The sequence below is a fragment of the Candidatus Streptomyces philanthi genome (assembly GCF_059553635.1).
In genome coordinates this window covers 15,398-29,643 of the sequence record NZ_JCANQV010000005.1, presented here as the reverse complement: position 1 = coordinate 29,643, position 14,246 = coordinate 15,398, and the positions used below count along the sequence as shown (strand labels likewise).

Annotated in this window: 12 protein-coding genes; 4 read left to right on the top strand and 8 right to left on the bottom strand. The window is 74.5% G+C overall.

Going from position 1 to position 14,246, the window contains the following annotated elements; all coding sequences use genetic code 11:
- Positions 1-62: 62 nt before the first annotated feature.
- Genes AC51EU_RS01765 through AC51EU_RS01735 form a run of 7 tightly spaced genes read right to left on the bottom strand, consistent with a single transcriptional unit; the run spans position 63 to position 9,428 of the window.
- A complete protein-coding gene (locus AC51EU_RS01765; protein WP_496264795.1) occupies positions 63-1,097 on the bottom strand; it encodes a FecCD family ABC transporter permease in 1,035 nt (344 codons plus the stop codon).
- Between the two features lie 20 nt (positions 1,098-1,117).
- Positions 1,118-2,164, bottom strand: a complete 1,047-nt coding sequence (locus tag AC51EU_RS01760; RefSeq protein WP_496264794.1) for a FecCD family ABC transporter permease — start codon at positions 2,162-2,164, stop codon at positions 1,118-1,120.
- Complete coding sequence (locus tag AC51EU_RS01755; protein ID WP_496264793.1) at positions 2,161-2,769, bottom strand: dTDP-4-dehydrorhamnose 3,5-epimerase family protein; 609 nt, start codon at positions 2,767-2,769, stop codon at positions 2,161-2,163. The genes AC51EU_RS01760 and AC51EU_RS01755 overlap by 4 nt, the downstream gene beginning before the upstream one ends.
- Positions 2,769-3,689, bottom strand: a complete 921-nt coding sequence (gene rfbD, locus AC51EU_RS01750) for a dTDP-4-dehydrorhamnose reductase (RefSeq protein WP_496264792.1) — start codon at positions 3,687-3,689, stop codon at positions 2,769-2,771. The genes AC51EU_RS01755 and rfbD overlap by 1 nt, the downstream gene beginning before the upstream one ends.
- The gene (gene rfbB, locus AC51EU_RS01745) at positions 3,686-4,645 is read right to left on the bottom strand and encodes a dTDP-glucose 4,6-dehydratase (protein WP_496264791.1); all 960 of its coding nucleotides are present in this window, start codon (positions 4,643-4,645) and stop codon (positions 3,686-3,688) included. The genes rfbD and rfbB overlap by 4 nt, the downstream gene beginning before the upstream one ends.
- A gap of 41 nt (positions 4,646-4,686) precedes the next feature.
- Positions 4,687-5,754, bottom strand: a complete 1,068-nt coding sequence (locus AC51EU_RS01740) for a glucose-1-phosphate thymidylyltransferase (protein ID WP_496264790.1) — start codon at positions 5,752-5,754, stop codon at positions 4,687-4,689.
- Positions 5,751-9,428: an ABC transporter ATP-binding protein gene (locus AC51EU_RS01735; RefSeq protein ID WP_496264789.1), complete on the bottom strand. Its 3,678-nt coding sequence runs from the start codon at positions 9,426-9,428 to the stop codon at positions 5,751-5,753. The genes AC51EU_RS01740 and AC51EU_RS01735 overlap by 4 nt, the downstream gene beginning before the upstream one ends.
- Before the next feature lie 138 nt (positions 9,429-9,566).
- Between AC51EU_RS01735 and AC51EU_RS01730 the strand changes: the two genes are divergently transcribed.
- From AC51EU_RS01730 to AC51EU_RS01720, 3 genes are read left to right on the top strand one after another with little or no spacing between them, the layout of a single operon-like run.
- Positions 9,567-10,715, top strand: coding sequence for a nucleotide disphospho-sugar-binding domain-containing protein (locus tag AC51EU_RS01730; RefSeq protein WP_496264788.1), 1,149 nt, complete (start codon positions 9,567-9,569; stop codon positions 10,713-10,715).
- A complete protein-coding gene (gene fes / locus AC51EU_RS01725) occupies positions 10,712-12,016 on the top strand; it encodes an enterochelin esterase (protein ID WP_496264787.1) in 1,305 nt (434 codons plus the stop codon). Before AC51EU_RS01730 ends, fes begins: the two co-directional genes overlap by 4 nt.
- A 45-nt stretch (positions 12,017-12,061) precedes the next feature.
- On the top strand, positions 12,062-13,054 hold the full coding sequence (locus AC51EU_RS01720; RefSeq protein ID WP_496264786.1) for an ABC transporter substrate-binding protein: 993 nt from the start codon (positions 12,062-12,064) through the stop codon (positions 13,052-13,054).
- Between the two features lie 95 nt (positions 13,055-13,149).
- Here AC51EU_RS01720 and AC51EU_RS01715 read toward each other — a convergent pair whose 3' ends face one another.
- Positions 13,150-13,857 (bottom strand): ASCH domain-containing protein, encoded by a 708-nt coding sequence (locus tag AC51EU_RS01715; RefSeq protein WP_496264785.1) that lies wholly within the window; start codon positions 13,855-13,857, stop codon positions 13,150-13,152.
- A 6-nt stretch (positions 13,858-13,863) separates the two neighbouring features.
- On the opposite strand from AC51EU_RS01715, the gene AC51EU_RS01710 reads away from it, so the two are divergent.
- On the top strand, positions 13,864-14,196 hold the full coding sequence (locus AC51EU_RS01710) for a glyoxalase superfamily protein (protein ID WP_496264784.1): 333 nt from the start codon (positions 13,864-13,866) through the stop codon (positions 14,194-14,196).
- Positions 14,197-14,246: the final 50 nt, after the last annotated feature.

The following is a 14,246-nucleotide window of genomic DNA, read 5'->3' as shown; positions in this document are numbered from 1 at the left end:
AGAGCGGGTCCGGACCGGCCGGGGAGGCCGGGCCGGACCCGCTCGTCGTACCGGGACGGCCGTCACAGCCGTCCCGACCGGCGCTCCCGCAACAGCAGCCAGGCCAGATACACCCCGCCCGCCACACCGGTGATCACACCCACCGGAAGGATCGCGGAGTCCGAGATCCGCTGCGTCGCCCAGTCGGCACCCGCCACCAGCAGCGCGCCCATCCACGCCGCGGGCAGCAGGTTCGGGCCCGCGCTGCGGGTCACCCGCGCGGCGAGCTGCGGCGCCGCCAGCGCCACGAACGGGATCGGACCCGCCGCGGCCACCGCCATCGCCGTCAGCCCCGTACCCGCCGCGAGCAGCACCAGCCGGCTGCGCTCCGGCCGCACCCCGAGCGCGGCGGCGGTGTCGTCGCCCATCTCCAGCAGCGCCAGCCGCCGCGCGTACACCAGGACCACCGGGACCAGCACCGCCAGGCCCAGCGCTGCCGTCGTGACCTCGCCCCAGCCACGGCCGTTGAGCGAACCGATCATCCACACCGCGGCCTGCGCCGCCTTGCCGATGTCCGACCTGACGTACAGGAAGCTCGTCACCGCGCCCAGCACCGCCGAGGCGCCGATGCCCACCAGCACCAGCCGGTAGCCCTGCACCCCCCGCTTCCACGCCAGCAGATACACCGCGGCCGCCGTCGCCAGCCCCCCGGCCACCGCGCCCAGCGCCGTCTGCGCCGCGCCGGAGTCCAGCACGATGATGGCGATCAGCGCCCCGACCGACGCGCCGTTGCCGAAGCCGATGATGTCCGGGCTGCCCAGCGGATTACGGGTCAGCGACTGGAACACCGCGCCCGCCAGCCCCAGCGCGAAGCCGACGAGCAGCCCGTCGAGCACCCGCGGCAACCGCAGGTCGAGCACGACGAAACCGGCCCCCGGCGGCCCCTGGCCGGCGAGCGTGCGCACCACCTCCCACGGCCCGAGCGCGAACCGCCCGCTGCCGAGGGCGAGCACCCCCACCACACCCCCCAGCACCGCCAGCACCGCACACACCAGCAACACCCGCCGGTCGAACCGCACCGACCACCCGGCGGGGGTACGGAGATGACTCCGGCCCACGACCGGCTCCTTGACCGTGCTCAAAGCTGTACGACCTTCCGCTGCCGGACCAGATGGAGGAAGAGGAGACCACCGAAGAAGGCGGTGACGATGCCCACCTCCAGCTCCGAGGGCGGTACCACGACACGGCCGACGATGTCGGAGGCGAGCAGCAGCACCGGCGCGTACAGGGCGCAGGCCGGGAACAGCCAGCGCGGGTCGGGGCCGGTGAAGGCGCGGACCGCGTGCGGGATCATCAGACCGACGAAACCGATCGGGCCGCACAGCGCGGTCGCCGCGCCGCACAGCAGGGTGAGGGCGACGATGGCGAGCACTCGCGTCGTCCCCACCCGGGCGCCCAGCGAGCGGGCGGTGTCGTCGCCCAGCGTCATCGCGCCGAGCGGCCGGGACAGCGCGAACGCCAGGGCCGTGCCGACCAGCAGGACGGGCAGCGCCCGCAGCAGCAGCCCGGCGTCCCGGCCGGCGAGGGTGCCCACCGACCAGTGACGCATGGTCTCCATGGTGCCCAGGTCGACCAGTTGCAGCCCGTTGACATAGCCGAACAGCGCCGCGTTCACCGCCGTACCGGCCAGCGCCAGCCGTACCGGCGTCGCGGTCCGGCTGCCGCCGAGCACGGTGACCAGCACCGCCGCGGCGGCCGCCCCGGCGAGGGCGCACCACAGGTAGACGTCGAAGGACACCACCCCGAACAGGCCGATCGCGGTGACGACGGCCGCGGAGGCGCCCGCGTTCACCCCCAGCAGCCCGGGGTCGGCCAGCGGGTTGCGGGTCAGGGTCTGCATCACCGCGCCGGCCAGGCCCAGCGCCGCGCCGACACCGATGCCGAGCAGGGTGCGCGGCAGCCGCAGCTGCCGCACGATGGCGTCGTTCTTCGTACCGGTCGGCTCGAACAGACCCGTCCACACGTCGTGCGGCGAGAGGTGCTGGGTGCCGACGGAGATGCTCGCCGCCGCCACCACGACGAGCAGCACCACCCCGGCGAGCAGCCCCGCGGTGCGCAGGGCGGCGCGCCGGGAGGCGCCCGTGGCGGCGGGCAGCGTGCCGGGGGTTCCGGTGGCGGCCGTCATCCGGTGCCTCCTGTGCCCGCCATGGCGGCGCGGTACGCCACACAGTCCTCGTACGACGGCAGGATGCCCAGCCGTTCTGCCTCGCGCAGGGTGGGCGCCGCCCGGTCCTTGGCGGACAGCAGCGGGACGAGGCCGGCCGGCCAGTCGATGGCGAGGTCGGGGTCGAGGGGGTGCACACCGTGTTCGCGCCGCGGCCGGTAGCCGGTGGAGCACAGATAGACCACGGTCGCGTCGTCGGTGAGGGCGCAGAACGCGTGCCCCAGGCCCTCGGAGAGGTAGACGGCGGTGCCGTCGCCGGGGGAGAGGCGGACGGCCTCCCAGGCGCGGTAGGTCGGTGAGCCCACCCGCAGATCGACGACGACGTCCAGGACCTCGCCGCGCACGCAGGTGACGTACTTCGCCTGGCCGGGCGGCACCTCGCTGACGTGGATGCCGCGCACGGTGCCGGCCCGGGAGACCGAGCAGTTCGCCTGGGCGAGGACGGGCCCCCGCCCGGCGGCGGCGCGGAACTCGTCCGCGCGGAACCACTCGTGGAAACTGCCCCGCTCGTCGCGGTGCACGGCCGGGCGGCGCACCCAGGCCCCTTCTATGCCCAGCGGCTCCATCACAGCTCTCCTTCGGAATCGGTACGGCCCGCCGCCGCGTGGCAGGGCACGGGCACCGGCGGGGCGAGGGCGCCGAACGCCTCGGCGAGCGCGTGCTCCCAGGGCCGGGGCGGCGCCAGGCCGGCCCCGGCCCAGCGGGCGTGCCCCAGCACGCTGAACGACGGCCGCGGCGCGGGCCGCCCCAGCTCCGCGGTGCTCTGCCGGCCGACGAGGCCGGGGTCGGCACCGGCCAGCCGGTAGACCTCGCGGGCCAGCCCGTACCAGGTGGTGTGTCCGGCGGAGGTGGCGTGGAAGACGCCCCGGGCCCGCGCGGCGGGCAGCCGGCCCAGGTCCCGCAGCCGTTCGGCGACATCGCGGGCCCAGGTGGGCTGGCCCCTCTGGTCGTCGACGACGCGTACGGGCGTGCCCTCGGCGGCCTTGCGCGCCATGGTGGTGACGAAGTCGCGGCCGTGCCCGGCGTAGAGCCAGGCGGTGCGGACCACCGTGCCCAGCTCCGGCAGCTCCTCGCGCACCGCGTGCTCCCCGGCCAGCTTGCTGCGGCCGTAGACCGAGCGGGGGCCGGTCGGCGCGTCCTCCGGGTAGGGCTCGGTCGCGTCGCCGGGGAAGACGTAGTCGGTGGAGACATGGAGCATCCGGGCGCGGACGGCGGCGCAGGCGCGGGCCAGGGTGCGGACCGCGTCGGCGTTGACGGCCCAGGCCCGGTCGGGCGCGGTCTCGGCGCCGTCGACGTCGGTCCAGGCGGCGCAGTTGACGACGGCGTGGGGGCGTACCCGGCGCAGGGCCCGGTCGACCGCTTCGGTGTCGGTGAGGTCGAGGTCGGTACGGGCGAGGGGCAGGACGCGCTCGCCGGCGGCGCGCAGGACGGTGCGGACCTCGCGGCCCAGCATGCCGTCGGCGCCGGTGATCAGCCAGCCGCTCATCGCGCCCACCGGTCCCGGTGCGTGCGGTACCAGTCGACGGTCTCGGCCAGGCCCTCGTCGAAGGAGTGCCGGGGCCGGTAGCCGAGTTCGTCGCGGATCTTCGTCCAGTCGACGCTGTAGCGCAGGTCGTGGCCCTTGCGGTCGGGGACGTGCTCGACGCTGTCCCAGGTGGCGCCGCAGGCGTCGAGGAGCCGCTCGGTCAGGGCGCGGTTGGTGAGTTCGGTGCCGCCGCCGATGTGGTAGACCTCGCCGGGGCGGCCGCCGTCGAGGACGAGGCGCAGGGCGCGGCAGTGGTCGTCGACGTGCAGCCAGTCGCGGACGTTGTGGCCGTCGCCGTAGAGCGGGACCCGTTTCCCGTCCAGCAGCCGGGTGGTGAACAGCGGGATGACCTTCTCCGGGTGCTGGTGGGGCCCGTAGTTGTTGGAGCAGCGGGTGACGCGGACGTCGAGGCCGTGGGTGCGGTGGTAGGCGAGGGCCAGCAGGTCGGAGCCGGCCTTGCTGGCGGCGTAGGGGGAGTTGGGGGCCAGCGGCTGGGACTCGGTCCACGAGCCGGTGGCGATCGAGCCGTACACCTCGTCCGTCGAGACGTGCACGAACCGCCCGACGCCCTGGGCTGCGGCCGCCTCCAGCAGGGTCTGGGTGCCGAGGACGTTGGTGGAGGCGAAGTCGGTTCCGGAGCGGATGGAGCGGTCGACGTGGGACTCGGCGGCGAAGTGCACCACCGCGTCGTGGTGGCGCAGCAGCGCCTCGACCAGTTCGCGGTCGCGGATGTCGCCGTGCACGAAGTCCAGGCAGGGGTGGTCGAGCACGGGCGCGAGGTTGGCCGGGTTCCCGGCGTAGGTGAGGGCGTCGAGGACGGTGACCGCGAGCGGTGCGCCGGGTCCGTCCGGGCCCAGCAGGGTCCGGACGAAGTGCGAGCCGATGAATCCGGCGCCGCCGGTGACGAGGATGCGCATGTGGGGCCTTCGTTGGGGATGGGGGAGCGGGGCCGCGCCGGTCAGCTGGTGATCTGCACGCGGCTGTGGTCGCCGAGGACCAGGCGGTGGGCGCGCGGCGCCCGTTGCGCCCCGGAGACCTGGACGTCCCGGCCGATCAGCGACCGTTCGATGCGGCCGGCGTAGGTGATGCGGGAGCCGGTGAGGACGATGGAGAACTCCACCTCGCTGCCGGTGATCTCGCAGTCGTCCGCCACCGACGTCGACGGGCCGACGTAGGAGTCGCGGACGACGCTGCCGCGCCCGATGACGGCGGGGCCGACGATCCGGGAGCGGATGATCCGGGCGCCCTCCTCGACGCGGACGCGGCCGATGAGTTCGCTGGCCGGGTCCACCGTGCCGTCCCGGACCGGGTCGAGGCCCTCCAGGACGGTGCGGTTGACCTCCAGCATGTCGGTGACGTTGCCGGTGTCCTTCCAGTAGCCGCCGACGACGGCGGGGGTGACGGTGTGCCCCCGCTCGATCAGCCACTGGAGGGCGTCGGTGATCTCCAGTTCGCCGCGTGCGGAGGGGCGTATCGCGCGGACGGCGGCGTGGACGGCGGGGGTGAAGAGGTAGACGCCGACGAGCGCGAGGTCGCTGCGGGGGGCGGCGGGCTTCTCCACCAGGCGGACGACGCGTCCCTCGGTGTCGAGTTCGGCGACGCCGAAGGCGCTGGGGTCGGCGACCTTGGTCAGCAGGATGCCGGCGTCGGGCCGCCGCTCCCGGAAGCCCGCGACGAGTTCGGTGATGCCGCCGACGAGGAAGTTGTCGCCGAGGTACATCACGAAGTCGTCGTCGCCGAGCCAGTCCCGGGCGATCAGTACGGCGTGCGCGAGGCCGAGGGGTCGGTCCTGCGGGAGGTAGGTGACGCGGGCGCCGAAGCGGGAGCCGTCGCCGACGGCGGCCTCGATCTCCGGGGCGGTGTCGCCGGTGACGATGCCGATGTCGGTGATCCCGGCGGCGACCAGGGACTCGATGCCGTAGAACAGCACCGGCTTGTTGGCGACGGGGACGAGCTGCTTGGCCGAGGTGTGGGTGATCGGCCGCAGCCTGCTGCCCGTTCCGCCGGCCAGGACGAGTGCCTTCATGGGTGCTTCACCTCTGCTGGTTCACGGGGTGCGGGCGCGGCCTCGGGGAGGCCGGCGTCGGGGGAGTAGTGCCGCCACAGCCGGGCGTAGGCGCCGTCGGCGGCGAGCAGGTCGTCGTGGGTGCCCTCCTCGGCGATCCGTCCGCCGTCGAGGACCACGACGCGGTCGGCGCGTGCCGCGGTCGCCAGCCGGTGGGCGACGACGACGGTGGTGCGCCGGGCCGCGGTGCTTGCGGTGGCGCGGGCGACGGCGCGTTCGGTGGCCGGGTCGAGGGCGGCGGTGGCCTCGTCGAGCAGCAGCAGCGCGGGGTCGACGAGTTCGGCGCGGGCCAGGGCGATCAGCTGGCGCAGGCCCGCGGAGAGCGCCTGCCCGCGTTCGCCGACGGGCTGGCGGAAGCCGTGGGGGAGGGCGGCGACGGCGTCGAGCGCGCCGACCGCGCGGGCGGCGGCCTCCACCTCGGCGTCGGTGGCGTCGGGGCGTCCGTAGCGGATGTTGTCGGCGATGTCGCCGGTGAACAGATGGGCTTCCTGAGGGACGTAGCCGAGCAGCCGCCGGTAGCCGGAAGCGGGCCAGTGGCGCAGGTCGGTGCCGTCGACGAGGACGGTGCCCTGCCCGGGGTCGTAGAACCGGGCGAGCAGTTTGACCACGGTGGACTTGCCCGCGCCGGTCGTGCCGACCAGGGCGACGGTCTCGCCCGGCGCGACGCGCAGGCTGACGCCGCGCAGCGAGGGGGCGGGGGCGCCCGGGTAGGTGTGGGTGACGTCCCGCAGTTCGACGGCGCCGGCCAGCCGCGCGGGCAGCGGGGCGGGGTCGGGGTTCTCCGGGACGGACGGGGCCAGGCGCAGCAGCTGTACGGTCCTGCGCAGGCCGACGGCGGCCTGCTGGTAGCTGTCGAACGCCATGGAGAGTTGCTGGATCGGGGCGAAGAACATGCCGAGGTAGAGCATGAAGGCGACCAGGACGCCGGGGCTGAGGTCGCCGGAGGCGACGCTGCCCGCGCCCACCAGCAGGACCAGGGCCCGGGACAGTTCGGCGCACAGGTTGATCGAGGGGAAGTAGACCGAGGCGTAGCGCTGGGCGCGCAGCCGGCTGGCGCGGTAGGCGTCGGAGAGCCGGTCGAAGTCGCGGGCGGTGCCCTCCTCCCGGACGTGGGCCTGGGCGGTCCGCAGTCCGCTGACGTTCTCCTGGAGGCTGGAGTTGACCTCGCCGATGCGGCGCCTGGCCTCGTCGTAGGCGGCGGAGGACAGCCGCCAGAACACGGCGGTGGCGATCACCACGAGGGGCATCAGCGCGAGGGCGGCGAGCGCCAGCGGCGGATGCACGGCGATCATCGCGCAGACCGCGCCGGTCACCGTCGCCAGCGACGCGACGGAGGTGAGCAGGCCGGTCTGGAGGAAGGCGGCGAGGGCGTCGATGTCGTTGACGACGCGGGTCATGACGGCGCCGCCGCGCTCGCGCTCGTAGAAGTCCAGGCCGAGGCGCTGGAGGTGGGCGTAGGACCGTATCCGCAGGCCGTACAGGACGCGTTCGCCGGCCCGGCGGGTGATGCGGCCCTGGAGGAGGGAGGCGGTCCAGGCGAGGGCGACGGCCAGGGCGGCGAGGACGGCGGCGACGGCCAGGACGGTGCCGTCGTGGCCGCCGACGCCGTCGTCGAGGCCGCGCCGGACGAGCAGCGGCAGGGCGACACCGGCGGCGGTGTCGACGGCCAGGAGGCCGAGCCCGAGCAGCAGCGGGAGGCGTACGGGGCGCAGCAGGCGGCGCAGGGAGATCTTCGGGTCGGGGGCGCGCAGCCGGCCGGGGTCGAGTTCCGGGTCGTGGCCGGGGACGGCGTCGGCCGGGGGCTCGGTGGCGGCGGGGGGCGCCGGCCACAGGTCGGGGGTGATGCCCTCGGCGGTGGCCGGGGCGGGGGTGGTGCGTTCGTCGAGGGAGCCGCTGGCGCCGGCGAGGAGTTCGCGGAAGAGGGGGCAGCGGGCGGTGAGTTCCTCCTCGGTGCCGATGTCGGCGAGGCGTCCGCCGTCGAGGACGGCGATCCGGTCGGCGAGGGCGAGGGTGGTACGGCGGTGGGCGATGAGGACGGTGGTGCGGTCCCGGGTGAGGTCGCGGAGGGTGTCGCGGATGGCGGCCTCGGTCGCCGGGTCGACGGCGGAGGTCGCGTCGTCGAGGACCAGGACGCGCGGGGCGGGCAGCAGGGCGCGGGCGAGGGCGATGCGCTGGCGCTGGCCGCCGGACAGGCCGAGGCCGCGTTCGCCGACCTCGGTGGCGTAGCCGTCGGGCAGCGCCGCGATGAAGTCGTGGGCGCCGGCGGCCTCGGCGGCGGCGCGGACCTCGTCGTCGGTGGCGTCGGGGCGTCCGTAGGCGATGTTGTCGCGGACGGAGCAGGAGAAGAGGAAGGGGTCCTCGAAGACGGTGCCGACGGTGGAGCGCAGGGAGGCGAGGGTGAGGTCGCGGACGTCGTCGGGGGCTCCGGGCGGGCCGATGCGGACGGTGCCGGTCCTGGGGTCGTAGAAGCGGGCGAGGAGCAGCGAGACGGTGGACTTGCCGGAGCCGGGCGGGCCGACGACGGCGAGGGTCTCCCCGGCCCGTACGGTCAGTGACACCTCGTCGAGGACGGTGTCGGTGGGCGTGTACCCGAAGGTGACGCCGCGCAGCTCGATCTCCAGGGGGCCGCCGGCGATCGGCCGGGCACCGGGCGCGTCGGTGATGTCGGGCCGGGCGTCGATGAGTTCGTTGACGCGTTCGGCGGCGGCCCTGGCCTGCTGGGCGGTGACGGTGAAGTTGGCGAGCAGCTTGGCGGGGCCGGCGAGGAGGGTGAGGTAGCCGGCGAAGGTGAGGAAGGTGCCGATGCCGATGCTGCCGCGCAGCGCCAGCCAGCCGCCGAGCGCCAGCACCCCGACCTGGCCGGCGGCGGGCAGGGCCGCCATGGTCGCGGTGGCGAGGGCCTGGAGGCGGGCGACGTCGACGCGGCGGGAGAACAGGCGGCGGGCGGCCCCGGCGAGCCGGTCCACCTCGCGCTCCTCCTGGCCGAAACCCTTCACCACGCGGACGCCGGTGACGGTCTCCTCGACGTGTTCGGCGACGGCGGCGGCCCGCGCCTGGGCGTCGCGGGTCGCGGGGACGAGCCGGGCGCGGCTGCGGGCGGCGGTGAACGCGAGGGCCGGGACGACGGCGAGCGCGATCAGCGTCAGCGGCGCGGAGAGCCAGAGCATGGCGCCCGTGGCGGCCAGGAACAGGGCGGTGACGCCGATGGGGATGGGCAGCATGCCCAGCATGACCTGGACCTGCTGGAGGTCGCTGTTGGCGCGGGAGACGATCTGGCCGGTGCGCAGGGCGTCCTGTTTGACGCCGTCGTAGTGCTGGACGGCCTCGAAGACCTGGGTCCGCAGGCGGTGCTGGACGGCTAGCGCGAGCTTCCCGGCGGCGAAGCGGCGGGTGAACTCGGCGCCGAACTGGACCAGGGCCAGGGCGGCGAGCAGGGCGGCGAGCGGGGCGAGGGAGTCGGTGTCCCCGGCGACCGCGTCGTCCACGGCGAGCCCGGCGACCAGCGGGCCGAGGGCTTCGAGACCGGTGCCGAGGACGGAGCTGAGGAGGACGGCGGTCAGGAGCAGGGGGTGGCGGCGGCACGCAGCGGACAGTCTGCGGACCCAGCCGGAGGAGGGTGGCGATCCGGTAAGCACGAACTTAGCTTAGGCTAAGCTAAGTAGCGATCGTCCGGGGTGGCGCGAAATCTTCCCCGGACATCACGGAAGAACCGGGCATCCCCCTGCAGCCGACGCCCGATGACGCCCTGTCAAAGACGACGAAAGCGGGAAGCCGTGCGAGTCCTCTTCGCCGCACCGCCCTTCTACGGGCTCCTCTATCCGATGGTTCCGCTGGCCCAGGCGCTGCGCGCGGCCGGCCACGACGTCCTCGTCGCCACCTGCGGCGCCGCCGTCGGCCACACCGCGCGGGCCGGACTGGCCGCCGCCGACTGCGCCCCCGGCATCGACCCCGACGCCCTCTACGCCCAGCGCGAGAAGGCCCGCGGCGACCGCAGACCCCCGTCCCCCGGCGAGGGCCGCGCCCCCGCCAAGGGCACGGGATTCTCCTTCTTCGGCGACGAGATGGCCGACCGGATGACCGAGATCGCCGCCCACTGGCGCCCCGACCTCGTCGTCCACACCCCCAACGGCGTCGCGGGACAGCTCGTCGCCGCCAAACTCCGCATACCGTCCGTCCTCCACGCGGTCGGTTTCGGCCACACCTCCGCCCATGTGCGGATGATGAACGACGCCCTCGCCCCCGCCTACGCACGCCACGGCCTCGACGGCCCCGCCCCGATCGCCGCCTGGCTCGACGTCACCCCGCCCGGCATGAGCGTCACCCGGGAACCCGCCCGCCGCTTCCTGCGCTACATCCCCTACAACGGCGGCGGCGCCCTCCCCGGCTGGCTCCTCGACCCCGCCCCGCGCCCCCGCATCGCGGTCACCCTCGGCACCGTGCGTCCCGTGGTGGACGGCGTCTCCCCGGTGCGCTGGGTCGTCGAAGCGGCCCGCGAGACCGACGCCGAGTTCGTCCTCGCCCTCGGCGGCGCCGACCTCACCGACCTCGGACCGCTGCCCGCCAACGTCCGCCCCGTCGACTGGGTCCCGCTGGGCGCCCTCCTCGCCGGCAGCGACGCCGTCATCCACCACGGCGGCGCCGGCACCACCCTCACCTCCCTCGCCGCCGGCATCCCGCAGATCGTCCTCGGCGAGGGCGCCGACCGCCCCGCCAACGCGGCCGCCGTCCGCGCCCGCGGCTGCGGCCTCGTCCCCGAGGGCCCCGGCGACCTCACCCCCGCCTTCGTCCAACGCCTCCTCACCGACGAGACGCTGCGTACCGAGGCCCGCGCCGCGGCCGACGAGGCCGCCGCCATGCCCACCCCCGCCGACCTCGTCGCCCGGCTCGTCGAACTCGCCCGCGGCCACGGGAGCCCCGGGTGAGCAAAGCTGTCCCCCTCGCCGGGCCCGCGGCCGGCGGCATCCTCCCCGACGGCACCGTCGTCGCCCCCCGCCTCGCCCGTCTGGCCGCCCGCCTCGGCGAAGCGGACGCGGCCGGCCGCGAGGCGCTGACCGCGGCCTTCTGGGCCGACGTCGAACGGGAGGGCACCCCGCTGGTCGAACGCGTCGACGACGCCCCCGGCCACCGCGCCGTCACCTTCCTGTGGCGCGGCCACCGCGCCACCCGGCAGGTCCTGCTGCTCGCCAACCGCCTCGCGGACCGCGAACACCTCGCCGGCTCCCTCCTCACCCGCCTCCCCGGCACCGACATCTGGTACCTCACCCGGCTGCTGCGCGCCGACCACCGCGGCTCCTACCGCATGGTCGCCGACCTGTCCCCGGGACCGCTGCCCGAGCAGCCCGACGCGCTCCAGCGGCGCCTGCGCGCCCTGACCGCCCACGCGGCGTCCGACCCCCTCAACCACCACCCCTTGCCCGGCCGGTGGGACGACCCCGACAGCTCGGTCTTCGAACTGCCCGAGGCGCCGCCCCAGCCCTGGCGCGGCCGCCGCGAGGACGTGCCCCGCGGCCGGGTCGAGCGGCTGTCCTGCCCCCGCCCCGGCTACGGCGACCGGCGCGACGTCTGGGTCTACACGCCCCCCGGCACCGCCACCGGCCCCCTCGATGTGCTCGTCCTGGCCGACGGCGACATGTGGTTCGGCTCCCTCGGCGCGGCGCACATGCTCGACGCGCTGATCGCCGACGGCGCCCTGCCCCCGCTGCTGGTCCTCGCGCCGGACTCCGTCGACAACGCCACCCGGTGGCGGGAGCTGGGCGCCCACGACGCCCATGTCGACTTCCTCGCCGACGACCTGTTGCCGTGGGCCGCGCGGCGCCTGAACCTGACGACCGACCCGCGCCGTACCGTCGTCGCCGGCCAGAGCCTGGGCGGACTCGCCGCCCTCTACGCCTGCCTGCGCAGACCGGAGCGGTTCGGCAACGCCCTGGCCCAGTCACCGTCCCTGTGGTGGCGCCCCGGCATGCGGCGCGGCGTCCCCCGGGACGCGGTGGACGGCGTGCCGTGGCTGGTACGCCTCTTCGCCGAGGCCGAACACCACCCCGTCCGCGTCCATCTCGACGTCGGCCTGCACGAAGGGCCGATGGTCGACTACAGCCGCGCCCTGTACGGCGTGCTGCGCGACCGCGGCGCCGCCGTCACCCGTACCGAGTTCAACGGCGGGCACGACTACGCCTGCTGGCGCGGCGGCCTCGCCGACGGTCTGGTGTCCCTTCTCGGACGCTGAGCCCCACCCACCCCATCGATCAAGTCCTCACCAGGAGTTCTCCCCATGTCGCACGTGTCCCTCCCGCGCCGGTCCTTCCCCGGCAGAACCGCCGCCCTGTCCGTCGCGGCACTCGCCGGCGCCCTCGTCCTCACCGGGTGCGGCGGTGACGGGGGGAAGGACGCGGCCGGGTCGTCCAAGGACGCGGGGACGCGCACCGTCACCGACGCCAACGGCGAGAAGGTCACCGTCCCCGCCGCCCCGCACAAGGTCGTCACCCTCAGCGAGCCGACCCTCGACGCGTCCCTCGCCCTCGGCGTCGAGCCGATCGGCGCCACCGCCGGCCGCGGCCAGAAGGGCGTCTCCGCCTACCTCGCCGGCAAGGCGAAGAAGGCCGAGGTCGTCGCCACCGTCGCCGAACCCGACCTGGAGAAGCTGGCGTCGCTGCGGCCGGACCTGATCCTCCTCGACGAGACCGTCGGCTCCAAGCGCGTCCTGGACAAGCTCCGGGCCATCGCCCCCACCGTGCTGACCGCCAAGCTCAACGAGGACTGGAAGAAGGCGTTCACGGCCACCGCCGACGCCCTCAACAAGAAGGCGGACGCCGAGAAGTGGCTCAAGGACTTCGACTCCGACGTCGCCGCCACCAAGAAGGACCTCAAGGACAACGCGGGCGCGGTCACCAGCGTGATCCGCTGGCAGAACGGCGCCCCCTCCGTCGTCGGCAAGGGCCGCGGCCACGTCGGCTCCACCCTCTCCGCGCTTGGGCTCAAGCGTCCCGCCGACCAGCAGGGCGAGAGCATCGGCCACAGCGAGCCGGTCAGCCTGGAGAAGCTCGACACCATCGACGGCGACTGGCTGTTCCTCGGCACCCTCGCCGACAAGGCCGACGGCGAGAAGGCGTACGCCGAGGCCCGCAAGGTTCCCAACTTCGGCAAGCTGAAGGCCGAGAAGAAGCACCACGTCGTGGTCGTCTCCGGCGCCGCCTGGAACAGCTCCGGTGGCCCCGTCGCCGCCCGCACCGTCCTCGACGACGTCAAGCAGGCCCTCACGGGCTGACCCCCGGCGGACCGGCGGCCGGCACCTCATCCCTCGGTGCCGGCCGCCCCGCCGCTTCCCACGGACGCGGCGGGCACGGTCGGTGAGACGCCGGCTCAGGCGTTGGCCTGGACGAGGGCGAGGTGGAGGGCGAAGACGCCGAGGGCCTCCTTCTCCGGCGGGTAGATGCCGCGGATCGCGGCGACGAGTTCGTCATGGGTCATGTCCGGGCCGCCGATCGCGGCCGGGTCCTCGGCGTCGAGCATCGCTGCGAAGGACCCGTACTCATTGACCTGGGTGATACGGGTGGTCAGCACGTCATCGCCGCAGCTGATCCGCAGTGTGTTCCCGACGGCGATCTTACGGATCTTGGAATAGCCGACGCGGACCTCGACGGTCTTCGCGCCGACGGCGATCAGGTCGAAGTACGGCTTGCGGATGGTGAGGGAGTACTCGGCGGGCTGAGGTTCCGGGTCGGCCATCGTGGTGTCCTTCATGCTCCGGGTGAGGGGGCGGGCTGTTGCGTTGACGGTGGCAGGATGTTCGCGTTCGACCGCGTCGCGACGCTTCGTTGCCTCCACCTCCGTGAAGGTCCGCGAGCCGTCGGGGGCGGGTGAGTAGCCGCGAGCGAAGCCCAACTCAACGGGGTCGGTGGCGAACAGACGGTACAGCAGGTCGTGGTGATCGGGGCTGGGCAGGCCGCCGGCCTCCCAGTCCTTCCAGGAACGTTCGGACATCCCGACCTTGCGGAGGTATTCGTCGTCGACGAGTTGGTGGCGTCGGGACGGAAGAAGCGGAAACCCCACCGCGCGCTCTGCGACCATGACCGCATGGACGAGGAAGTCATCCCCATTCTCCGCGTAGCGGACGCCGCGGTGGCGGTGCGGTGGTACGAGCGGCTGGGCTTCGCCCGGCAGTGGGAGCATCGCTTCGAACCGGGCCTTCCCGCGTTCGTCGAGGTCGCGCGGGGCAGGGTGCGGTTGTTCCTGTCGGAGCACGAGGGCGATGCCCGGCCCGGTACGTTGGTCTATCTCCGTGTGCGTGAGGTCGATGCTCTCGCCGCCGCGTTCGGTGTGCGGGTGGAGGACGCCCCCTGGGGGCGTGAGACCGAGCTGAGTGATCCGGACGGCAATCGGCTGCGGATCGGCACACCGGCGGGATGAGGACACGCCTGCCCGGTGCGGCAGGCAACCACGACGGGCCCCGCGATCGC

Coding starts and splice junctions, on each gene's coding strand:
- AC51EU_RS01760 (WP_496264794.1), bottom strand. CDS start 2,164: ATGACGGCCGCCACCGGAACCCCCGGCACGCTGCCCGCCGCCACGGGC.
- AC51EU_RS01755 (WP_496264793.1), bottom strand. CDS start 2,769: ATGGAGCCGCTGGGCATAGAAGGGGCCTGGGTGCGCCGCCCGGCCGTG.
- rfbD (WP_496264792.1), bottom strand. CDS start 3,689: ATGAGCGGCTGGCTGATCACCGGCGCCGACGGCATGCTGGGCCGCGAG.
- rfbB (WP_496264791.1), bottom strand. CDS start 4,645: ATGCGCATCCTCGTCACCGGCGGCGCCGGATTCATCGGCTCGCACTTC.
- AC51EU_RS01740 (WP_496264790.1), bottom strand. CDS start 5,754: ATGAAGGCACTCGTCCTGGCCGGCGGAACGGGCAGCAGGCTGCGGCCG.
- AC51EU_RS01720 (WP_496264786.1), top strand. CDS start 12,062: ATGTCGCACGTGTCCCTCCCGCGCCGGTCCTTCCCCGGCAGAACCGCC.
- AC51EU_RS01715 (WP_496264785.1), bottom strand. CDS start 13,857: ATGGTCGCAGAGCGCGCGGTGGGGTTTCCGCTTCTTCCGTCCCGACGC.
- AC51EU_RS01710 (WP_496264784.1), top strand. CDS start 13,864: ATGGACGAGGAAGTCATCCCCATTCTCCGCGTAGCGGACGCCGCGGTG.